This window comes from Specibacter sp. NPDC078692, from assembly GCF_040686835.1.
Classification (GTDB): Bacteria; Actinomycetota; Actinomycetes; order Actinomycetales; family Micrococcaceae; genus Specibacter.
In genome coordinates, this window is sequence record NZ_JBFBLV010000002.1 from 1 (window position 1) to 21,548 (window position 21,548).

The 21,548-nt window shown below is 59.9% G+C and carries 18 protein-coding genes; 6 read left to right on the forward strand and 12 right to left on the reverse strand.

Annotation, left to right across the window (positions count from 1 at the left end; genetic code table 11):
• The 3 genes from AB0O97_RS01440 to AB0O97_RS01450 all read right to left on the reverse strand — a co-directional run.
• Positions 1 to 1,118 (reverse strand): class II aldolase/adducin family protein (locus AB0O97_RS01440; RefSeq protein WP_363879115.1); only part of this gene is annotated, 1,118 nt, incomplete at its 3' end.
• A gap of 3 nt (positions 1,119 to 1,121) precedes the next feature.
• Positions 1,122 to 2,288, reverse strand: coding sequence for an L-rhamnose isomerase (rhaI, locus tag AB0O97_RS01445; protein WP_363879118.1), 1,167 nt, complete (start codon positions 2,286 to 2,288; stop codon positions 1,122 to 1,124).
• Positions 2,285 to 2,644, reverse strand: coding sequence for an L-rhamnose mutarotase (locus tag AB0O97_RS01450; RefSeq protein WP_363842033.1), 360 nt, complete (start codon positions 2,642 to 2,644; stop codon positions 2,285 to 2,287). The genes rhaI and AB0O97_RS01450 overlap by 4 nt, the downstream gene beginning before the upstream one ends.
• 118 nt (positions 2,645 to 2,762) lie before the next feature.
• Here AB0O97_RS01450 and AB0O97_RS01455 point away from each other — a divergent pair, with 118 nt between their 5' ends.
• The 3 genes from AB0O97_RS01455 (at position 2,763) to AB0O97_RS01465 (ending at position 8,255) form a co-directional block, all read left to right on the forward strand.
• Complete coding sequence (locus AB0O97_RS01455; protein WP_363879121.1) at positions 2,763 to 3,770, forward strand: LacI family DNA-binding transcriptional regulator; 1,008 nt, start codon at positions 2,763 to 2,765, stop codon at positions 3,768 to 3,770.
• A 282-nt stretch (positions 3,771 to 4,052) separates the two neighbouring features.
• A complete protein-coding gene (locus AB0O97_RS01460) occupies positions 4,053 to 6,047 on the forward strand; it encodes a DUF6807 family protein (RefSeq protein WP_363879124.1) in 1,995 nt (664 codons plus the stop codon).
• A 216-nt stretch (positions 6,048 to 6,263) separates the two neighbouring features.
• Positions 6,264 to 8,255, forward strand: a complete 1,992-nt coding sequence (locus AB0O97_RS01465; RefSeq protein WP_363879640.1) for a beta-galactosidase — start codon at positions 6,264 to 6,266, stop codon at positions 8,253 to 8,255.
• 84 nt (positions 8,256 to 8,339) lie between these two features.
• On the opposite strand, the gene AB0O97_RS01470 is transcribed toward AB0O97_RS01465, so the two are convergent.
• The 9 genes from AB0O97_RS01470 to AB0O97_RS01510 all read right to left on the reverse strand — a co-directional run bounded on the left by AB0O97_RS01470 (position 8,340) and on the right by AB0O97_RS01510 (position 18,798).
• Positions 8,340 to 9,041, reverse strand: a complete 702-nt coding sequence (locus AB0O97_RS01470; RefSeq protein WP_363879127.1) for a Poxvirus protein I5 — start codon at positions 9,039 to 9,041, stop codon at positions 8,340 to 8,342.
• A gap of 2 nt (positions 9,042 to 9,043) precedes the next feature.
• Positions 9,044 to 9,967 (reverse strand): carbohydrate ABC transporter permease, encoded by a 924-nt coding sequence (locus AB0O97_RS01475; RefSeq protein WP_363842045.1) that lies wholly within the window; start codon positions 9,965 to 9,967, stop codon positions 9,044 to 9,046.
• On the reverse strand, positions 9,964 to 10,917 hold the full coding sequence (locus tag AB0O97_RS01480) for a sugar ABC transporter permease (protein ID WP_363842048.1): 954 nt from the start codon (positions 10,915 to 10,917) through the stop codon (positions 9,964 to 9,966). The genes AB0O97_RS01475 and AB0O97_RS01480 overlap by 4 nt, the downstream gene beginning before the upstream one ends.
• A 19-nt stretch (positions 10,918 to 10,936) precedes the next feature.
• A complete protein-coding gene (locus AB0O97_RS01485) occupies positions 10,937 to 12,220 on the reverse strand; it encodes an ABC transporter substrate-binding protein (RefSeq protein ID WP_363879130.1) in 1,284 nt (427 codons plus the stop codon).
• 213 nt (positions 12,221 to 12,433) lie between these two features.
• Positions 12,434 to 13,360: a family 43 glycosylhydrolase gene (locus AB0O97_RS01490; protein WP_363879133.1), complete on the reverse strand. Its 927-nt coding sequence runs from the start codon at positions 13,358 to 13,360 to the stop codon at positions 12,434 to 12,436.
• Positions 13,357 to 14,892 (reverse strand): alpha-N-arabinofuranosidase, encoded by a 1,536-nt coding sequence (locus AB0O97_RS01495; protein ID WP_363879136.1) that lies wholly within the window; start codon positions 14,890 to 14,892, stop codon positions 13,357 to 13,359. Before AB0O97_RS01495 ends, AB0O97_RS01490 begins: the two co-directional genes overlap by 4 nt.
• A 232-nt stretch (positions 14,893 to 15,124) precedes the next feature.
• Entirely contained in the window at positions 15,125 to 16,465 is a 1,341-nt protein-coding gene (gene gdhA / locus AB0O97_RS01500; protein WP_363842059.1) for an NADP-specific glutamate dehydrogenase, read from the reverse strand.
• A gap of 230 nt (positions 16,466 to 16,695) precedes the next feature.
• On the reverse strand, positions 16,696 to 17,508 hold the full coding sequence (locus AB0O97_RS01505) for a metalloregulator ArsR/SmtB family transcription factor (protein WP_363879138.1): 813 nt from the start codon (positions 17,506 to 17,508) through the stop codon (positions 16,696 to 16,698).
• A gap of 78 nt (positions 17,509 to 17,586) precedes the next feature.
• The gene (locus tag AB0O97_RS01510; protein ID WP_363879141.1) at positions 17,587 to 18,798 is read right to left on the reverse strand and encodes an acetoin utilization protein AcuC; all 1,212 of its coding nucleotides are present in this window, start codon (positions 18,796 to 18,798) and stop codon (positions 17,587 to 17,589) included.
• A 156-nt stretch (positions 18,799 to 18,954) separates the two neighbouring features.
• Here AB0O97_RS01510 and AB0O97_RS01515 point away from each other — a divergent pair, with 156 nt between their 5' ends.
• From AB0O97_RS01515 to AB0O97_RS01525, 3 genes are all read left to right on the forward strand, one after another.
• The gene (locus tag AB0O97_RS01515; RefSeq protein WP_363879643.1) at positions 18,955 to 20,307 is read left to right on the forward strand and encodes a potassium transporter TrkG; all 1,353 of its coding nucleotides are present in this window, start codon (positions 18,955 to 18,957) and stop codon (positions 20,305 to 20,307) included.
• Positions 20,308 to 20,347: 40 nt separating this feature from the next.
• Positions 20,348 to 20,986 (forward strand): TrkA family potassium uptake protein, encoded by a 639-nt coding sequence (locus tag AB0O97_RS01520; protein ID WP_363842189.1) that lies wholly within the window; start codon positions 20,348 to 20,350, stop codon positions 20,984 to 20,986.
• Positions 20,987 to 21,049: 63 nt separating this feature from the next.
• The gene (locus tag AB0O97_RS01525; protein ID WP_363879144.1) at positions 21,050 to 21,547 is read left to right on the forward strand and encodes a methylated-DNA--[protein]-cysteine S-methyltransferase; all 498 of its coding nucleotides are present in this window, start codon (positions 21,050 to 21,052) and stop codon (positions 21,545 to 21,547) included.
• Position 21,548: the final 1 nt, after the last annotated feature.

The window sequence follows — 21,548 nt, forward strand, 5'->3', positions numbered from 1 at the left end:
ATGCCAACGCCGGGCACCAGCACAATGGCCGGATCCGCGCCGCGCATGGCAGGCCACTGCGACGGGGAATCCTCAACGGCGTTGCGGTCATAGTAGGCCGCGTAATCGGTGCGGTACTCGGCGTGGAGTTCCTTCAAGCGTGCAATGGAATCTTCCACCGAAGTATCTGCCGGCAGATCCAGGATGAGCGGGGTGACCTTGGTGCGCAGGAAGTGGTCCGGGCAGCTGGTGCCCAAAGCACCCAAACGCGGGTGTTCGGCCGAAGCCAGGAAGTCTAGGACGGCGGTGTCGTCACTGAAGTGACCCACCGCGGCTTTGTCCGTGGATGCCAATCCGCGAATCGTCGGTGCCAGTGCAGCGGCCTTGGCCAGACGCTCGGCCTCGGGCAGTGCGCCGTAACCGGGACGTTCCGCACCAAAGGGATCCTTGCGACCATGAGCGGCAATGTAGCTCTCTGCCGTTTCAATCATCCACAACGAGTTGACCTCGGCCTCTTCACTGGTGGCACCCCACGCAGTGATACCGTGACCACCCAGGATCACACCCACAGCATCCGGGTTTCCGGCCTTGATCGCAGCAATATCCAGGCCCAGCTGGAAACCGGGGCGGCGCCACGGCACCCACGCCACCTTCGTACCGAAAATAGTAGCGGTGAGCGCTTCACCATCAACCGCTGTAGCAATCGCGATACCGGAATCCGGGTGCAAATGATCCACATGGGCCGCATCAACCAGACCGTGCATGGCCGTATCAATGGACGGCGCAGCCCCACCCTTGCCGTGCAAGCAGTAATCAAAAGCTGCCACCATCTCATCTTCACGCTCAACACCCGGGTACGTGTTAACCATGGCGCGCAAACGATCCAGACGCAGCACCGCCAATCCGGTTTCCTTTAAAGTCCCCAGGTCTCCACCGGATCCCTTGACCCAGAGAAGCTCCACGTTCTCACCCGTAACAGGATCAACCGCAGTGCCCTTCGCAGAGGTGTTGCCACCCGCGTAGTTGGTATTGCGTTTATCCGCACCCAAACGGTTGGAGCGGGAGATCAGTTCAGCCACCGTGTCGGCGCCCTTGGACGCCTTGGTGGGTGCCGCCGTCGTGCTTGTTGCTTCAGTCATTTCTTATGCTCCCCAACCGGCCTGGGTTCCGCCCACGCGCTCTTCGTTGATCTTCTTCTGGTAACCGCTGGCAGCAAATTCGGCCAGCGGATTTGCCGGCAGGCCGCGGGATTCACGCCAGCCGGCAAGAACCGGGCGAACGTCGGTGTAGAAAGCGTCGGAGAAGATCTCATTCGCCCCCAGAACATCTCCGGCATTCTGCGCTTCTGTCAGGGCAACACGGTCCACGAGCAGTGCGCGCGCCGTCATTTCCTGCACGTTGAGCACGGAACGGATCTGGCCGGGGATCTTTTCTTCCAAGTTGTGGCACTGGTCCAGCATCAGGGCCACGCTACTGTCCGGGCCCAAGCCGTCGCCGCGGATCACTTCATACATGATGCGGAAGAGCTGGTACGGGTCGGCTGAGCCAACAATCAGGTCATCGTCGGCGTAGAAACGCGAGTTGAAATCGAAGGAACCCAGCTTGCCCAAGCGCAGCAGCTGAGCCACGATGAACTCAATGTTGGTTCCGGGGGCGTGGTGACCGGTGTCCAAGCACACCAGTGCCTTCTCGCCAAGAGCCAGTGTCTGGGCGTAGGAAGTACCCCAATCCGGGACGTCCATGTGGTAAAAAGCTGGCTCAAAGAACTTGTATTCCAAGACCATGCGCTGGTTCTCGCCGAGGCGTGCGTAGATCTCCTGTAAGGACTCGGCCAGTCGGTCCTGGCGACCGCGGATGTCGCCCTGGCCCGGGTAATTGGTGCCGTCTGCCAGCCAGATCTTCAGGTCGCGGGAGCCGGTGGCATCCATGACGTCAATGCACTCAAAATGGTGATCAATGGCTTGACGGCGTACTGCCGCGTCCACGTGAGTCAAGGAGCCGAACTTGTAAATGTCGTCCTGGAAGGTGTTTGAGTTGACGGTTCCAAGACCAACGCCCTGGTCCGCAGCGTAAGCGTTGAGGGCGTCGTAGTCTTCGACCTTGTCCCACGGGATATGGAGGGCAACAAGCGGGGCTAAGCCGGTGAGCTTGTTAACTTGAGCGGCATCAGCAATCTTCTCTTCAATGGTCCGTGGCGTACCCGGGGTACCAAACACCTTGAAGCGGGTACCGGAGTTGCCATATGCCCATGAGGGCACCTCAATGGCCAGATCATCTAGGCGGTTCAGCGCCGTTGCCATATCCGTCATTTGTTGATTCCTTCTACGTCGTTGCCAGCCGTTGCCAGCTGGTGTTCAAGATTGAAAACTTCTTCCAGCACAATGAACCCTTCATCGGGATTGGTGTCCGACGCCGGGAAGAGACTTGCCATTTCTCCCTGCCACCGGGCGTTGACCTCGGCTAGGGCCATCCGGGCTCGTGCTGCGTCAAGGTCATCGCAGTCCACAAACCCGATCAGGAGCCCGTCCTCCCCTAGGTGCAGCGTGTAGTCATTCCAGCCAGCAGCCTTGAGTTCCCGCAGCATCTCCGGCCACACCGCTGCGTGCCGTTTCTTGTACTCGATCAGGTTCTTGGGATCGACTTTGGACCGAAAGCAGACTTTCACGGCACTCCCACTCTTGAAACGATTCATTGTTACGTTTCAAAGTACACTTGGATGCAAAGTGATGTCAACCATGGTTCTGCAGGACACTGCGGCCTGAACCTCGAAACTGGAGTATTACATGCGGTCAGCAAGCATCAAGGATGTTGCCAGCCATGCCGGCGTTGCCGTGGGCACCGTCTCCAATGTCTTGAACTACCCTGGCCGCGTAGCCCAGAAGACGCGCGACCGCGTACTGGATTCCATTGCCGAACTTGGTTTTGTCCGTAATGACGTGGCCCGCCAGCTGCGGGCTGGCCACAGCCGCACCATTGGACTGATCGTCTTGGATATTGGCAATCCCTTCTTCTCATCGGTGTCCCGGGCCGCGGAAGACTCGGCCGCGCAGGGCGGCAACGCCGTAGTCCTGGGCAATAGTGGCCACGACAGTCAGCGCGAAGGCCACTACATTGAGCTCTTTGAGGAGCAGCGCGTCCAGGGGCTACTTATTTCCCCTGTCGGGGAGAACTCCAAGCGCCTGACCTCACTCTCGGAGCGTGGAACAAAGGTGGTGCTGGTGGACAGCACCTCAAGCACAGGCGAATTCAGCTCCGTGTCCACCGACGATGTTTCCGGCGGTTACATGGCTACCCAGCACTTGCTGGACATCGGCAAGCGCAAACTCGCCTTCGTAGCCGGCCCGCAGCAGCTCCACCAGGTCACCGACCGCCTCGCAGGCGCCAGGCGCGCCGTCGCCGAGGTGACCGGCGCCACCCTTGAAGTTCTGCAGGCCAGTGACTTGACTGTCCTTGCCGGACGCGAGGTAGGAGACTCCCTGGCGGAACGCGAACCCAGTGAACTGCCTGATGGATTGTTTTGCACCAACGATCTGCTCGCCCTTGGTGTCATGCAGTCACTGACCATGCTGCGCACCTTGCGGATTCCTCAAGATGTTGCGCTGGTTGGTTATGACGATACTGTTTTTGCCGCCTCAGCGGTGGTTCCACTGACCTCCATTCAGCAGCCCACCGCCTTGATCGGGCGCACAGCCATTGAGCTCCTCACCGAGCAAGTAGAAAACCCCAACGCGCAGCCGCGCTCCGTGGTCTTCAAGCCTGAACTGATACTGCGGGCCAGCACTCTCGGCTAGCAGCTCAAGTCCACTTTGTTATCGAGCCCACTGCGTTCGCTGAACGCATTAGCCCCGCTGGTCTCATGGCGCTCACTGGGCTTCTTTCCCTCGCTCCTGTCACGGGACTCACTGAGCTCACCTCACAATGTGGCATTGACCACCTTCATCCATTTTTGATACGTTTCATATCAGCATGAAGACCATGCCTGCTGCTAACGCTAAGGGCCTGCAGCGGCAGCTTTGGCGCCGCTTCTGAGTTACTCAAACTCGCCCGGAACATACCTCAAAAGGATTCACATCATGGCCAGCTCGGAACACTCCGCTTCACCACAAGCTCCAGCAACCCGCGTTGCACTGGTGGGGGTACACGGTTTTGGTACCCATCACCTAGTCAATCTGGACCGGCTTGTGGCGGCAGGCCTGGTGGAAATGGTGGCTGTTGCCGATCCCAACCCACCGGCTCCGGGCCGCTTGGCGGAGCACGTGGCCGTGTTCAACAACCTGGACGAGTTGCTAGCTGCCGGCACGGCACCGGAGATCATCATCATCGCCACCCCCATCCAGACCCATGCCACGCTGGGCTTGGCGGCGCTGGCCTCGGGTGCCGATGTCTATTTGGAAAAGCCGACGGCAGCTTCCATGGCCCAATTCCAGGAACTACGTGAGGCTGCCGCGCAAGCAGGCAAAGCTGTCCAGATCGGCTTCCAATCGCTGGGCTCACTGGCCCTGCCAGCCCTTGCTCAGTTAATTTCCGACGGCGCTCTGGGCACTATCCGCGGTTACTCCGCGTCAGGGATGTGGGTGCGCGACAAGGCCTATTACCAACGTTCCCGCTGGGCAGGTAAACGCACCATCAACGGCGTGGACGTGGTGGATGGTGTCACCACCAATCCGTTAGCCCACGCGGTGGCTACGGCTCTTCATATTGCCGGCATCAATTCGGCGGAGGCCATTGCACGGGTCGATACCGATTTGTACCGTGCCCATGACATCGAGGGCGATGACACCTCCACGGTTCGGGTTGTTCCCCGTCAAGGCCCCTCGGTGATGAGCGCACTGACGGTGTGTGCCGCCGCAGATTCTGATCCATTCGTCACGGTTCACGGCACGGCAGCCCAGGCCGTTTTCTACTACACCGAAGACATTTTGGAAATCACCACCCCTGCCGGCACTGTGCGTCAGGAGTTTGGCCGCACCGACCTTTTGGAAAACCTCATAGCGCACCGGAACAATGGCACCGCCTTGTTGAGCTCTTTGGAGAACAGCGGCGCCTTTATGAGTGTGCTCGAAGCCGTCCGCACCGCCGAAGACCCCGCGCCCATAGCTCCCGCCCATCTGGACTGGATCGGAGAAGGAATGGCCGCCCACCCTGTCGTCAAAGACATTGACCAATGGATCGCGCGGGCCGTAGCAGCGCAAGCCACCTTCAGCGAAATTGGTGCACCCTGGGCCCGAGCCGTCCCGTCAGAGACGTCATTGAGCATTTCCGGTGTGCCTCTCGCTGAAGAAATCAGTGGACAGAACATCGCCCAAACACTGTCCCCCCGCCCCTATCTGCACCCGGTCACCACCCGCGGCGGCATCCTGGTCACAGCGGCCATGCCTTTGGATCACCCCTGGCACCTCGGCGCAAGCATCGCCATCCCGGCAGTGAACAACGTCAACTTCTGGGGCGGGCCAAGCTTTGTTCGTGACACCAACGCCTATGAGTGGCTTGCGGACCACGGCGTGGTCGTGGTGACCAGTTCCACACAAGACAACTCTTCCTGCCGCCAAGAATTGTCGTGGCAGGACCCGGAGGGCAAAACGCTGCTCCACGAAACCCGAACTTGGTCTTGGCGTGAGGCAGGTTTTGGGGCGTGGACGCTGCAGCTGAACTTTACGCTTTCCCCAGCATCAGACACAGCGGTGGTGCTGGGCAGCCCTGGCTCCAACGGCCGCGAAGCCGCCGGATACGGCGGCTTCTTCTGGCGCTTCCCCCAGGCGGAGAGAGTGCATGTGCGGACAAACGCCCACACCGGGGAGGATGCCGTCAATGGCACTTCCGCCCCTTGGCTCGCATTCTCGGGCGAATTTGGTGGCAAGGAAGCAACCCTGGTCTTCACAGCGCCGCCTGAAGCCCAGGACCCGTGGTTTGTCCGTTCACATGACTACCCGGGCGTCGGTTCATGCCTGGCCTGGGACAAACCCCTCACACTACAACCCGGAGAACCCTTGTCCCGGTCCATCACTGTCACCGTGGCCGACGGCCTGGTGACAGAGGAACAGCTCCAGCACTGGAGTAACACCCACTGACTGGTTACAACACCGCCGGCTGACAAAAACCCACTGACCTTCTTCACGGTGAGCGCATCCACCCACACGCTCGCCCAGGAATCATTCAAAGCCGTTAAGGCACCCGACCCAAGGAGCTACATGCCCTCCCTGACCCCCACGACGTCCAGTCATCCCACCCCCAACACCAGCACCGGCGAACTCCCCACAGAGGAGGCAACTGCCAGCGCCTTGCGGATGGCGCGGTTCTGGGACAAAATCCCGGGCATCGCCTACGGCGCCGACTACAACCCGGAACAGTGGCCCGTTGAGGTCCATCGTGAGGATCTGGAGTTGATGCGCCAAGCCGGTGTCAATGCACTCAGCGTGGGCATCTTCTCCTGGGCTTGGCTGGAACCTGCCGAAGGCAACTACAACTTCAGTTGGCTCGATGACATCATGGACAATCTCGCCACAGCAGGCATCAACGTGGCCCTCGCCACGGCAACAGCGGCGCCGCCCGCGTGGCTGGTACGTAAGCACCCGGAAATCCTGCCCGTCACCATTGACGGCACCACGCTGGGGCCGGGCTCACGGCGGCACTACTCTCCGTCGTCGTCCGTCTACCGCGCGTACGCCGCGAAAATGACACGCGTTCTCGCCGAACGGTACAAGGACCATCCGGCGTTGGCCTTGTGGCACGTTGATAACGAGCTGGGCTGCCATGTCTCGGAATTCTACGGACCCGAGGACACCGTGGCCTTCCGAAGCTGGCTGGAACGGCGCTACGGCAGCATCGAGGCTCTCAACGAGGCATGGGGCACCGCTTTCTGGTCCCAGCGCTACGGCAGCTTTGCCGAAATCTTGCCCCCTGGGAATGCCCCCACCACCTTGAACCCAACCCAGCAACTGGACTTCGCGCGCTTCAGTTCATGGGCATTCATCGATTTTTACAACATGTTGGCAGCCGTGATCCGCGAGGTCACTCCGCTGATTCCCACCACCACCAACTTCATGGCCAGCAGCGCCACGAAAGCTTTGGACTACTTCGACTGGGCTAAAAACGTCGATGTGATCGCCAACGATCATTACTTGGTCGCGGCCGATACCGAACGCCATATCGAGTTGGCTTTCAGCGCCGATCTGACGCGCGGAGTCTCGGCTGGCAAACCGTGGATGCTCATGGAACACTCCACCTCGGCCGTGAATTGGCAGCCACGCAACATGCCCAAGATGCCGGGGGAAATGCTCAGAAACTCGCTGACCCATGTGGCCCGCGGCGCGGATGCCGTGATGTTCTTCCAGTGGCGCCAAAGCAAGGCGGGCTCGGAGAAATTCCACTCCTCCATGGTTCCTCATGGCGGAACGAACACCCGTGTCTGGCGCGAGGTGGTGGAGCTTGGCTCCGCTTTGACGTCCTTGGCGTCCATCCAAGGCTCCCGCGTGGAGTCCCGCGCAGCCATTGTCTTTGACTACGAGGCGTGGTGGGCCAGCGAATTGGATTCGCATCCCAGCACCGATGTGCAGTATCTGGATATGCTTCGCGCGTTCCACCGCTCGCTGTTCCTGCGCGGCATCACGGTGGACTTTGTGCACCCGGACGCCGCCTTGGAGAACTACGATCTGGTCTTCGTTTGCACCCTGTACACCGTCACCGACAGTGCCGCAGCGAACATTGCCGCCGCTGCTCAGCGGGGGGCCACGGTGCTTATCAGCTACTTCAGTGGGATCGTCAATGAGAACGACGCCGTCCGTCTGGGCGGCTACCCCGGCGCCTTCCGCGAACTCCTCGGCATCAATATAGAAGAGTTCCATCCCCTGCCCGAGGCCGGCACCGTAGCGCTGGACAACGGCAACGCGGGGAGCATCTGGAGCGAACACGTGCATCTGGCTGGCGCCGAGGCAAAGGTCTCCTTCACGGCTTACCCGCTTCAGGGAGTACCCGCCATTACCCGCAACACCGCAGGCGCTGGATCCGCCTGGTACCTAGCCACCTTCCCCGACACCGCCACCTTGGAAGGCTTGGTGGATGCCCTGCTGGAAGAATCCGGCATCGCTGCTCCGACGACGGCGGCTGCCGGAGTTGAGCTGTCCCGCCGCCTGCACGCCGATGGCCGCAGCTTCCTCTTCGCCATCAACCACAGTGAGCTCGATGCAGCGGTGAGCGCCCAAGGAACTGAACTCCTCAGCGGAGCCACCTTCACCGGCATCGTAGCTGCCGGAGCAGTTGCCGTGATCGCTGAATCCTAAGACACACAACAAAGGCCGGTGGCTTTGCAGGAAATCCTGCAAAGCCACCGGCCTTTTGCTGTACTAGCTTGTTTGCTTGTTTTTCTAGTTCGCTATCGTTCGGTACCGAACACCAACGACGGCCAGTACCAGCGCACCGGGGACTATAAAGACCAGCGGCGGCAGCATCCAGACAAACGTCACAGCCATCGCCATGGCTGCCAGCAACAAGACCGAACCTGACACATCACCGGCCGCATCAACCTTGGCTTGAGCCCATGCACCGGACCAGACATCCTTAGCGGGCACGTCTGTAGCGGGTACGTCCTTGGTGCGCACGTCTTTGGAGCGCACCTGAGCAGCCTCCTGTTCAAACTGCCACAGGGCAGCTGTACGCAAGAGCACCACAGCCAACCCAGCAACGAGAGCCACCGTAGCAACGAGGACCGGAGTCCCGCCGGGAAGTTGCTCCGAACCAGCCAGCAAAGCATTGATGCCTGCCACCACGCCGGCCGCCAACGCAACCAGACCAAAGCGCCAGCTTCCGGGCAGGGCCGCCCGGAAGTCGGCCCAAAGTGAGGCCACACTGTCGCTACGGCCCGAGATATGGCGTTCCATATGAGCGGAACCCGCCGCGAAGGCTGCCGGGGCAGTCACCACGGGCAGCGCCAGTACAAACAAGCACACTCCTAGCAAAAGGGTCTCACTGAGGAGCGCGAACTTGTTCACTTTGGGCGCCGCCGTCGCGGCAAGCCTGGCGTTGCGTGCCTGCCGGGTTTCTTTGCCGGAACGGAGTGAGGAAGCCATCTCTAGCCCTTGAGTCCTTGCGTAGAAACACCTTCGACGATGTGGCGCTGGAAGATCAGGAAGAACAGCAGCACCGGAAGCAACGCCAAAACCGACATGGCGATCATGGCACCGTAATCGGAACTCTGCGTCTGGTCAACGAACAGGCGCAGGGCCAGTGGCAGCGGGTACTTGTCCGGGGTGTTCAAGTACAGCAACGGCCCCAGGAAATCGTTCCAACTCCAAATGAAGGCAAAGATAGAGGAGGTGATAATTGAAGGCTTCATCAGCGGAAGCATGATGCTGAAGAAGATCCGCACATGGCCGGCTCCGTCAATACGTGCAGCCTCATCCAGTTCCTTGGGCAAATTACGCATGAACTGGACCATCAAGAACACAAAGAATGCTTCCGCACCAAGGAACTTGCCCAGGAGCAGCGGCACAAAGGTATCCACCAATCCCAACTGCTGGAAGATGATGTACTGCGGGATGATGACCACGTGAAAGGGCAGCAACAAGGTCACGATCATCAGGGTGAAAAAGAGCTTCCGCCCCGGGAAATTGATACGCGTAAACGCATACGCCGTCACGGTTGAGGAAAACACCACCCCGACAACTGAGCCAACGGCCAAGAAGAGCGAGTTACCAAAGAACTGCAGCGTGCTAACCCCGCCAATGCCGTCCATGGCTTTAGCGAAGTTTTTGAAGCTGAAGTTGCTCGACCAGATTGCAGCGTTGCCGACAATCTCACTGCTGGGCTTGAAGGCTGAGGCCACCATCCACGCTGCGGGGTAAAGCACCACCGCGATGAGGATCAGTGACACTGCATGGAAAATCAGTGTCTTGATGCTGCGGCCAAAAAGGGTCCGGGACTTCGGTGAACGGAGCACCGGGTCACCAGTGCCACCACCAATAGTCTCATCGGGTTTGATGGAAGTGATTGTCATTTTTCATCCCCGCTGTAGTGGACCCAGTTGTCGGAGGTCTTGAAGAAGATCAAAGTGATAATACCGATCACGATCAGCAGCAACCAGGCCATCGCCGAGGCGTAGCCCATTCGATAGTCCCCAAAACCACGCAGGTACAGGTAGAGCGTGTAGAACATGGTGGACCCTGCGGGGCCGCCTGCACCATTGGAAATGATGAAAGCAGACGCGAAGATCTGGAACGCGTGGATGGTCTCCATCAACAGGTTGAAGAAGATCACCGGGGAGAGCATGGGCAAGGTGATACTGGTGAATTTCTTCAACCAGCCCGCGCCGTCCATCTCGGCGGCCTCGTAAAGCTCTGCCGGGACCTGCTTCAGGCCTGCCAGGAAAATGATCATCGGGGCACCAAACTGCCATACCGTCAGCAGGATCATCATGGGCATGGTCATGTTGGGGTTACCCACCCAGCCACCGATCCCAATTCCGAAGAACTGCAGGAACTGATCCACCGGACCGGCGTCACCAAACATGGCTTTCCACACGATAGCGATGGAGACGCTCGCTCCGATGAGTGAGGGAACGTAGAACGCTGAGCGGTAGAACCCTTGGCCGCGACGCTTGCTGTTGAGCAGCATGGCAATAGCCAAAGCGGCGAGCAGCTTTGTTGGCGTGCCGAAGACAACGTAGGTCAGCGTGACCTTCACAGACTGGATGAATCGATCGTCCTGGAAAAGGTCTGTGTAATTCTCAAGACCAATCCACTTCGGTGCTTCAAACAAGTTGTAATTGGTGAATGAGAGGTACAGGGAATAAATCATCGGACCCGCAGTCAGAACAATGAAGCCCAACAGCCAAGGAAGGAGGAAGGTGTAACCGGTGAGGGCCTCAGCCCTCCGCTGCTTGGACTTTTTAGTCGGCAGCGGAGGACCGGACTTGGCGCGCCGGGAGAGAGCTGGTGTTCGCGTCACAATGCCTTGCTTTCGTTAACTACGCGTTTTGCTTAATAACGTCTTCAGCCGAGACGAACCACTGCTCCACGGCCTTATCCACGTCAACCTTGCCGAAGTTCAGCTCTTCCTGAATACGCAGGAACTCGGACTCCAGAGTACCGAAACCAACGATGGGCGGCTCGGGTGCATCGCTGAGGTACTTGGAGATCGACTCCTCGTAGGCCACCACCTGAGCATCGACACCTTCAAAGGTGGTACCTTCACGCTGGGTCTTGGACGCCGGTACGCCACGGGTGGTTTTGAAAATGTCGCCCACCTCGGGTGCGTTAACCATGAAGTCAATGAACTTCGTCGCTGCTGCGGCATTCTTGGTCTTGGCACTTGCCACCATCAACATGGCCGGCTTAAGGAAAAGACCCAGGTTGTCAGGATCATCGGAGGGTACAGCAACCATTTTCAGTTCCGCAGCGCCGGAGTCTCCCAGGTAACCGCCCATGAAGTTATCCCACGTAGGCTCCGAGACCGTCTTGTTGGCGCCAAAGGGCGACTTGGGCAGCAGCTGGGTCACCTGATCAGGCGAAATAAGTGCAGGGGTGCCGCGCAGTTCCGAGACGGATCCCCACCACTTCTTCAAGTCAGCTTTGGTGAAGCCCAACTTTCCGTCAGTGGTGAAGGCCTCGATCTTGTTCTGGCGAAGCCAGATGTTGAACTGCCACCAGACACCGGTGTAATCGGAAGAACCGTAGTACTTGCCAGCGCTGGCCTGACCGGCATCCTGCAAGAACTTCTTGTATTCCGCGTAGCTCCAGTCACCTGTCGGTTCGGCCACGCCAATTTCTTTAAGCTTGGCCGGATCGTAGTAAATGGCGAAAGCATTGGTTCCGGTGGGGACCGCGAACTGCTTGTCGCTGACCTTGCCGGAGGGGAGCAAGGTCTTCTCAAAACCGGAGAGGTCTACACCGGCCGCACCCAAGTCCAACAGCTGGTTGCGCTGTGCGTAGTCACGCAAGTAGGAAAGGTCCCACTGCATGACGTCCGGCAAGCCGCCGCCAGCCGCTTCGGTGGAGCGCTTCTGCCAGTAGCCGGCCCAGTCAGTGAAGGTGCCAACAACCTTGATGGTGGGGTTCTGCTCGTTGAACAAGGCAATGGCCTTATTCGTACGCTCAGCTCGGTCCTCGTTGCCCCACCAGGTGTAGTTGATGACGGTGGGCTCCTCGACTGTACCAGCGCCGGAATCACCTGAGTTGCCACAGGCGCTCAGCAATGCCGTTGCAGCCACGCCGGTGGTAATGGCGGTAATAAAATTCCTTCTGCTGATCATGAGAGCTCCTTCGCCCGTAGATTTGCGCGGAGCCGCCGTGGCCGCCGCAACTTTCATTTCCGCCGTGGTGTTCACAACCGGATACGTGATTCAAATAACACTTCTGAAACGATACAATATCGTCCAGAAGCTTTCTTGGCAAGCGCATTCCCACGACCTGGAAAGTTATTCTAATTCTTGGCTTTGCTCGCCCCGCGCAGATTTGCCGCGCGGTCAGCCGTCTGCTCCGTGAGTGAGCTCGTCAGCGCCCAGCGGCAGACACAGCGGCTCTGCGGAGGGTACCACTTGTTCCAGCAGCCCATCAGGGCCGTGATACAAGCGATCAAAGCACAACTCGCGGTGATATCCATTGCCCCCTGGAATGGCGAAGCGGTGGTAAGCCACCACCCAGTGGTCCGTGCCGGGCACCACGGCGATGGAGTGATGGCCGGTGCCCACGATGCCGCGCTCAGCGACCTTGCTCAGGAGCACGCCCCTGTTCTCCCATGGGCCCAACGGAGCCGAGCTCGTGGCATAGTGCACCCGGTAGTTCTCGCTCCTCGTATCATCCACCGACCATGAAGCGTAGTAGATATCCCCGCGCCGGTGCACCCACACGGCTTCACGGAATTCTTCCGGCACCCAGGACACCACCTCCGTTGGGGCAAAGGACACCATGTCCGGAGCCAGCCGCACTCCGTGGGCCACACCATTGCCCCAGAACAGATAACTGCTGCCGTCATTGTCGGCGAAGATGGCAGGGTCTATCGTCACGCCGTCGAACTCGCCATCAACCACAAGAGCGTGGCCACAGTCCACATAGGGGCCGGTGGCAGCATCCGCCACAGCCACCCCGATGGCGCCCCTGTCCGCCGTGAAGTACAGGTAGTGCTTGCCGTTGGCCTGCGCATAGGCCGGCGCCCAGGCATGCCCGGAGGCCCACTGCGCCTCACGCACGTCGAAGGCAACCCCATGGTCCTCCCACGAGAGCAGGTCGGTGGACGTGAACGCCCTGAAACCAGTGGAGCTCCACTGCGGAGATCCGTCCGTGGTAGCAAAGAGCAGATAGCGCCCATCAACCACGGCGATCGTGGGGTCAGCAAAATAGCCCGGAATGGGTGAGGGCAACTCCACCTTCACGGCCGTTAGTGCATCGCTCACTTCTTCGCCACGGAAAGTTCGACGACGGCCCACGACAGAGCTGGAAGCGTCAGCGTGAGTTGGTCCCCGACTGCCGCCACGCCGTCGAGGGGGCGCATGCCCACCTGGTTGGGCAGCTTTAGCGTATTTTTGGCGAAGCGGTCCAGCCCTGAGGGGACGTGAAGCACCTGCGCTTTGGTGACTTCTCCGGCGTCGAACCCGCCTAGGCGCACCTGCACCTGAGCCGCCTCCTCCAGCCCACGGTTAGCCAAGAACAGCGCCATTTTCCCAGATTCTTCGTCCCAAGTGATGCTGGCATCGACCAGATCGGCGGCACCAAAGCGGGACGTTTCTACGGTGTCGGAAAGAATTTCGGTGCGCATGACCTGACCCTTGGCGAGCGAGGCCATGAGGGCAAACGGGTGGAAGATGGTTTGCCGCCAGGCCGGGCCATTCGGCTCCGCCAGGATGGGCGCAATGACATTGACCAGCTGGGCTTGGTTGGCGATTTTCACCCGATCGCTATGGCGCAGCAAGGAGTTCAGAAGCGTGCCGACAACCACCGCATCGGTCACGTTGTATTTGTCCTCAATGACCCGTGGATGTTGCTGCCAGGGCTGCGTGGCGAGGTACTCAGGGCTGTCGGGATCACCCGGGCGGCTGTACCAAACGTTCCACTCATCAAAGGATAAGTTGATGTGTTTTTTGTGCCGCCCCTTGGCCCGTACGGCATCGGCAGTGGCAACCACCGCTTCGATAAAGTGATCCATATCGACGGCGCTGGCGAGAAAACTCTCGGCATCCCCTTCCTGCTCCTGATAGTAAGCATGAAGGGAAAGGTAGTCCACTTCCTCATATGTATGGGTCAGGACCGTCCGTTCCCACTCCCCAAAGGTCGGCATGCCGGAGTTGGAGCTGCCACAGGCGACCAATTCAAGGGTGGGGTCCACCAGGCGCATGGCCTTGGCGGCTTCTTGTGCGAGGCGGCCGTATTCGTGGGCGGTCTTGTGCCCAATCTGCCAGGGCCCGTCCATCTCGTTACCCAAGCACCACAGCTTGATGTCGAAGGGCTCCTTGTGACCGTTCTTCGCCCGGAGATCTGACCAGTAGGTGCCACCCGGATGATTGGCGTATTCCACGATCTCGCGGGCAGCCTCGACACCGCGGGTACCCAAATTGATGGCTTCCATAATCTCGGTGCCGGCTTTTTTGGACCAGTCGACGAACTCGTGCAGACCAAATGCGTTGTTTTCCACCGTGTGCCACGCCCCGTCGAGACGACGGGGCCGGTCCGCAACCGGACCAATGCCGTCCTCCCAGTTATATCCGGAGACAAAGTTCCCGCCCGGGTACCGGATGACCGTTGCACCAAGTTCCTGGGTCAGCGCAAGCACGTCCTTGCGGAAACCCTGTTCGTCGGCTTCCGGATGACCGGGTTCATAAATACCCGTATAAACGCACCGGCCCATGTGTTCCACAAAAGAACCAAAGAGACGGCGCGGAACTTCGGAGATGGTGAAATCGCGATCAATACTGATCCGTGCACGGGACATGGCAGTTCGCTCCTTGGCATTCAGCTTGAAGGCGCAGGTGCATACCGCACGTGCTGCGCATCACCTATAGTGAGCGCTAACAAACATCATGTCAAGGAAAAAGACATATTATTGAATCCTTTCACCTTTATTGCCCCTTGAGTCCCGAAAAGGCAAATGACCCGCAAGAGAACTGCCAGGAAAGATAATTCCTTGGCAGTTCTCTACGGGTCATCGCTGAAGCAAATGGGTCCTAGATCAGGCCCTGCGCGAGCATGGCGTCGGCCACCTTCACGAAGCCGGCAATATTGGCGCCAACCACGTAGTTGCCCGGGGACCCATAAGTATCTGCGGTCTCAGCACAACGGTCATGAATGCCAATCATGATCTTGTGCAGGCGCTCTTCGGTGTGCTCGAAGGTCCAAGCGTCACGGCTAGCATTCTGCTGCATTTCCAGGGCAGAAGTAGCCACGCCACCGGCGTTGGCTGCCTTGCCCGGAGCGAACAGGATGCCCGCTTCCTGGAAGACAGCAATGGCACCGCTCGTGGATGGCATGTTGGCGCCTTCGGCGAGGGCGAGGAGTCCGTTCTTCACCATGCGGGTTGCCGCTTCGGTGTTGATTTCATTCTGCGTTGCGCACGGCAGGGCCACAGCGGCGTTGACGTCCCAGACGGAGCCGCCCTCAACGTAGCTGACGGAAGAGCCGCGGCGAACAGCGTATTCCTTCAGGCGGCCGCGCTCCTTTTCCTTGATCTGACGCAGCAGCGAAACGTCAATGCCGTTCTCGTCCACGATGTAGCCGGAGGAATCAGAACAAGCAACGACCTTGGCGCCATACTGCTGGGCCTTGGCGATGGCGAACGTGGCAACGTTTCCGGAACCGGAAACGATCACGCGCTGGCCGTCGAGGCTGGTGCCGCGGGTCTTGAGCATTTCCTGGGTGAACATGACGGTGCCGAAGCCAGTAGCCTCGGGACGCACCAGCGATCCACCCCAACCGATGCCCTTACCGGTCAGAACGCCTGACTCGTAGCGGTTGGTGATGCGCTTGTACTGGCCGAAGAGGTAGCCGATTTCGCGGCCGCCAACACCAATGTCACCCGCAGGGACGTCGGTGTATTCGCCGATGTGGCGGTACAGCTCGGTCATGAAGCTCTGGCAGAAACGCATTACTTCGGCGTCGGACTTGCCGCGGGGATCAAAGTCGGATCCACCCTTGCCGCCACCGATGGGCATGCCGGTCAGTGCATTCTTGAAGATCTGCTCGAAGCCAAGGAACTTCACGATGCCCAAGTACACGGACGGGTGGAAACGCAGGCCACCCTTGTACGGGCCTAGCGCCGAGTTGAATTCAACACGGAAACCACGGTTGATCTGTACGCGGCCGGCATCGTCCATCCACGGCACACGGAAGATGATCTGACGCTCGGGTTCGCACAAGCGCTGCAGCACGGCGGCATCAACAAATTCTGGATGCTTATCCAAAACGGGGCCAAGGCTTTCAAAAACTTCCAAAACAGCCTGGTGAAATTCTTTTTCCCCGGGGTTACGGGCTAAAACTTGCTCCCGGATGGCTTCGAGCCTGGTATCCATGAGTCTCCTGAAAAGGGTGAGGCACCGTCACGCGGCGCATAAATATGCTCAGTGGCAATTTTCCAGTCACGACGCCAGATAGGCTAATTCTTCTCACGATTCAAACACTTATGCATGATCTTGCGGATTTAATGGAAGCAAAATGGAGACGTCGTGCTCTGCTGGCCCGTCGCTGGCTCATCCGGTTCCGCCGGCAGTGCTAGCTCCCGTACTTCTGTCTCCCGTGACGCTTAGTTCTTGCGACGCTTGAAGGTGGGCAGTGCCGGCAGGTTGGAAAGCAAGTCAGCGGCCCTATTGGCCAAACGGCCGGCGTTGCCCACGCTGCGGCTGAACTGTCCGGGAGTGCCGCCGTCGTTCTCATTCGCTTGCACAACGCCGGACTGCACACTGCCAAACGGCACAACGGCTGCCGTTCCGTTTGAAGCTGCCCGAGGAGTCGCTGCCGCCGCGGAGACGGCTGGGGCCCGGTCAGTTTTAGACTGTGCCACCGCGGACGGCGCCTCCGGAGACTGCTCGGGCTGATGAGAAGCAGCCACCGTGGCAGCAACCTTTTCGGGAACTGGCTGGGCGGGTGCTGGCTGGGCGGGCGTAGCTTGCGACGGAGTTTCCTGCTCCGGTGCCGGGGGCGCAACCACAGGGGGTGCAACCACAGGGGGTGCAACCGCAGGACGCGGCTTCGCCGACACTGCTGTCACTGCTGTCACCACTGTCACTACTTCGGAGCTGTCGGCAGTCGCAGCACCGTCGGCGCCATTTGCCTCGGCCGCGGCGGTGGCGACCACACCGGCACCCAAGGTTTCCAACCACGTGGACACCAAAGCAAGCGGCTCAGTGTTGATCCCGTAGTAGCGCTTCTGACCCTGAGCACGCATGGTCACCACACCAGCTTCACGCAGGACCCGCAAATGCTTGGAAACAGTGGGCTGAGAGACACCCAGTTCATCGACCAGTTGCCCCACCGACTTGCTTTCTTGCGCCAGCGCTTCCAAAAGATCTCGGCGGGTGCTTTCGGCGATCACCGCAAAGACTTTTTCAACAACCATTCCACTACCCTAACGACATATGCCCAATCCGGCATCCTGAGCACCCCAACATGGCACGGTAGAACCCAAAACTAGCCCTCAGTCGAACCAGGGATCCAAGCCATACAGCGGGAACACTGACTTCCGGGTGGCCATGACGGTCCGATCCAGCGCATCCGAGGGGTTGTAACCCACTTCCCACGAACGCCACCACGTGTCAGCATCCTCGCTCATGAGCAGCGGCGCCACCATCCCGTACTTTTCCGCGACATAGCTACGCCACGATTCCGGAACTGCGGTACGCAGCGGCACCGGCCGTCCTGCAACGATCGCCATGAGGTGGCTCCACACCCGCGGCACCACGCTGACAATGTTGTATCCGCCGCCGCCGGTGGCAATCCACCGCCCCCCACACACCTTGTCCGCGAGTGCCGCAATGCTCAGCGCCGCCTCCCGCTGCCCATCCACACTGGTATTCAGGTGCGTCAGCTCATCGGCCCGGTGTGAGTCACAGCCGTGCTGGCTGACGATCACCTCGGGGGCAAAGGCTTCTACGAGTTGAGGCACGACGGCGTGGAAGGCTCGCAGCCAACCGGCATCTGAGGTGCCAGCTGGCAAGGCGACGTTGACAACGGAGCCTATCGCTTCGGGCCCGCCTAGATCGTTGGCGAAGCCCGTGCCCGGAAACAGCGTCATCCCCGATTCGTGCAGGGAAATGGTCAGGACGCGTGGATCGTCCCAAAATATTTTCTCGGTGCCATCGCCATGGTGGGCATCAATGTCAATGTAGGCCACCTTGGAAACACCTGAATCCAGCAGTTTCTGGATGGACACAGCAGCATCGTTGTAGATGCAGAAGCCGCTCGCCTTCCCGGCAAAGGCGTGGTGCATGCCGCCACCAAAGTTCACTGCCCGCGGAACGGCTCCGCTGATGATGGCGTTCGCGGCTACCAAGGACCCACCGGCCAGCCGCGCGCTGGCCTCGTGAATGCCAGCAAAGACAGGATCGTCTTCGGTGCCAAGTCCGCGTTCGGGGTCGGTGAGTGTGGGGTCATCGCCTACCCGGCGCACCGCTGCAATGTAGTCACGCGTGTGTACCGTGGCCAAATCGTCGTCCGACGCTATGTAGGACTCCACCACATCCACCTGCGGGAGATCGAAGATTCCCAACTCCCGTGCGAGCGTTGCGGTGAGGTCCAGGCGCTTGGGCGACATGGGATGATTGGAGCCAAAATTGTACGCGGACATGGCCGCATCGCAGACTATGCTTGTCGGGACGGCCGTTGGCCCTGAGCTGGCGAATGATGACATCCATCACAGGCTACCGAAGTCCGGGCACAAATGCCGTATCCGCGACTTTTGCGCATTACAGGTTTCTTGGCAGGATTTCACGGCAGGAGGGGAAGCACCGCGTTGACTGCTAGAACTGCGCTCCCCCAGAAACAGCCCCGCTGGCCGCTAAAAGTAGTGGTCAGCGTTCGCGACTTCGTGGACGGGGTGGCCAATAGCTCCCCGGCCAGGTTGGCGTTGATTGTCTTTGCCCTCGTTATCTTCGCCTTCACTTTGACGCTCTGCCTGCCGGTGGCTGCCCGCGATGGCCAAGCCACGGCGTTCCACGATGCCCTCTTCACCGCGGTTTCGGCGGTCTGCGTGACGGGTTTGACCACGGTCTCCACAGCCTTGCACTGGTCCTTCTTTGGCCAGCTGGTCATCTTGATCGGCATCTTTGTTGGCGGTTTGGGTATTTTGACGCTGGCGTCCTTGATGTCGCTCATGGTCAGCAAGCGACTGGGCGTCCGTGGAAAGTTGATCGCTCAGGAAGCCATGAACGCCGGCCGTTTGGGTGAGGTGGGTACGCTGCTGCGCATTGTCATCAGCACCTCGGTGGCCATTGAAGTCATCTTGTTCCTGGCACTTGCGCCACGGTTTCTGATTCTGGGCGAATCCCTCCCCCAATCCATCTGGCATGCAGCGTTCTACTCCATCTCCTCCTTCAACAACGCCGGCTTCACACCCCACTCCGACGGCGTAGTCCCCTACGAAGCAGATCTGTGGATACTGACACCGCTCATGATCGGCGGCTTTATCGGCAGCCTGGGCTTCCCCGTCCTGATGGTCCTGTTGGCCACCGGCTTCCGCTTCAAGAAATGGACGCTGCACGCCAAGCTCACCATTCAGGTCTCCCTGATGCTGCTCGTGGCAGGGACCATCTTGTGGGGCGCCATGGAATGGGCCAACCCGAACACCATCGGTGAGATGAGTGTTGGCGACAAAATCACGCACGCCCTATTTGCCTCCGTCATGACCCGCTCCTTGGGTTTCAACCTGGTGGACATGAACTCCATGAATTCCTCCACCATGCTGCTCACGGACGCTTTGATGTTCGTGGGTGGCGGCTCCGCATCCACCGCCGGCGGCATCAAAGTCACCACCTTGGCCGTGATGTTCCTAGCCATTGTGGCCGAGGCCCGCGGCGACAACGACGTAAAAATCTACGGCCGCACCATCCCGCAAGGGACCATGCGCGTAGCCATTTCCGTGATCATGATGGGCGCCACGCTGGTGATGATCGCTTGTGGGCTGCTGCTGGCCATCTCGGGCCAAAGCCTGGACCGGGTGCTCTTTGAAACCATCTCGGCCTTTGCCACGGTGGGTCTGAGCACGGGGCTCAGCGCCGAGCTCCCGCCGTCGGGCGTGTATATTTTGTGCGCCATGATGTTCTTTGGCCGCGTCGGGTCCATCACCCTTGCGGCAGCCTTGGCCCTGCGCCAGCGCCGCCAGCTGTTCCACTATCCGGAAGAGAGGCCCATCATTGGCTGACAAAATAGACTCCAGCAACCGCCCGCCGCACAACGCGCCCGTGCTGGTCATCGGCCTGGGCCGCTTCGGCGCCGCCACCGCACACCAGTTGGTCAAGCAGGGCCGCGAGGTGCTCGCGATCGAGCGCGACCCCGCCCTGGTCCAGAAGTGGGCCGGCGTGCTCACCCACGTCGTCGAGGCGGACGCCACCAACATCGACGCGCTGCGACAGCTCGGGGCACAGGACTTCAGCTCCGCCGTCGTGGGAGTGGGAACGTCCATCGAATCCAGCGTGCTCATTACGGTGAACCTGGTGGACCTGGGCATCGCGCACCTGTGGGTCAAGGCGATCACGCAGTCGCACGGCAAGATCCTCACCCGCATTGGCGCCAACCACGTCATCTACCCCGAGGCCGACGCTGGTGTCCGCGCCGCGCACCTGGTGGGTGGACGCATGCTGGACTTCATCGAGTTCGACGACGATTTTGCGATCGTGAAAATGTACCCCCCGAAGGAGACCCAGGGGTTCACGCTGGAGGAATCCAAGGTCCGCTCCAAGTACGGGGTGACGGTGGTGGGCGTGAAGTCCCCGGGCGAGGATTTCACGTATGCGCAGCCGCACACGCGCGTTTCCAGCCGCGACATGCTCATTGTTTCCGGCGATGTTGAGTTGCTGGAGCGCTTCGCCTCGCGGCCCTGAGACTCACATTTTTGGCCTACGGAACGTCTACTGGGCAGGAGGTGCTTTTAGATGATCAGGCACATGGTTTTTGATTCCCCGCTGGGGCTCTTGACGGCAGTAGAGCACGACGCCGGACTCGCGGCTGTGTACATGGCGGAGCATAAGCGCCGCCCGGCGTTGGAGACGTTTGGGGAAGCAGTTGCTCCGGCAGCCTCCCGGGTTCTTGATGCCACGGCGGAACAACTCGGTGAATATTTTTCTGGCGTGCGCCACAGTTTTTCCCTGCCGCTGGCACCGGTTGGCAGCGACTTCCAGCACCGGGTCTGGGCTGCTCTGCGGGAGATTCCTTATGGCGAGCTGCGTAGCTACGGAGAGTTGGCGGCGATGCTGGGTCATCCGTCGATGGCGCAGGCCGTGGGTTCTGCCAACGGCCGTAATCCGATCAGTATCGTGGTGCCGTGTCACCGGGTGGTGGGATCGGACGGTTCACTGACCGGTTATGCCGGTGGCCTGGAACGCAAGCAGTTCCTGCTGGAGCTGGAGAATCCATCCCGGACGCACACGGAGGCGCTGTTCTGAT

Coding starts and splice junctions, on each gene's coding strand:
- AB0O97_RS01470 (WP_363879127.1), bottom strand. CDS start 9,041: ATGGCTTCCTCACTCCGTTCCGGCAAAGAAACCCGGCAGGCACGCAAC.
- AB0O97_RS01495 (WP_363879136.1), bottom strand. CDS start 14,892: ATGTCCCGTGCACGGATCAGTATTGATCGCGATTTCACCATCTCCGAA.
- AB0O97_RS01475 (WP_363842045.1), bottom strand. CDS start 9,967: ATGACAATCACTTCCATCAAACCCGATGAGACTATTGGTGGTGGCACT.
- AB0O97_RS01460 (WP_363879124.1), top strand. CDS start 4,053: ATGGCCAGCTCGGAACACTCCGCTTCACCACAAGCTCCAGCAACCCGC.
- AB0O97_RS01485 (WP_363879130.1), bottom strand. CDS start 12,220: ATGATCAGCAGAAGGAATTTTATTACCGCCATTACCACCGGCGTGGCT.
- AB0O97_RS01510 (WP_363879141.1), bottom strand. CDS start 18,798: ATGTCATCATTCGCCAGCTCAGGGCCAACGGCCGTCCCGACAAGCATA.
- gdhA (WP_363842059.1), bottom strand. CDS start 16,465: ATGGATACCAGGCTCGAAGCCATCCGGGAGCAAGTTTTAGCCCGTAAC.
- AB0O97_RS01525 (WP_363879144.1), top strand. CDS start 21,050: ATGGTTTTTGATTCCCCGCTGGGGCTCTTGACGGCAGTAGAGCACGAC.
- AB0O97_RS01455 (WP_363879121.1), top strand. CDS start 2,763: ATGCGGTCAGCAAGCATCAAGGATGTTGCCAGCCATGCCGGCGTTGCC.
- AB0O97_RS01465 (WP_363879640.1), top strand. CDS start 6,264: ATGGCGCGGTTCTGGGACAAAATCCCGGGCATCGCCTACGGCGCCGAC.
- rhaI (WP_363879118.1), bottom strand. CDS start 2,288: ATGACGGATATGGCAACGGCGCTGAACCGCCTAGATGATCTGGCCATT.
- AB0O97_RS01505 (WP_363879138.1), bottom strand. CDS start 17,508: ATGGTTGTTGAAAAAGTCTTTGCGGTGATCGCCGAAAGCACCCGCCGA.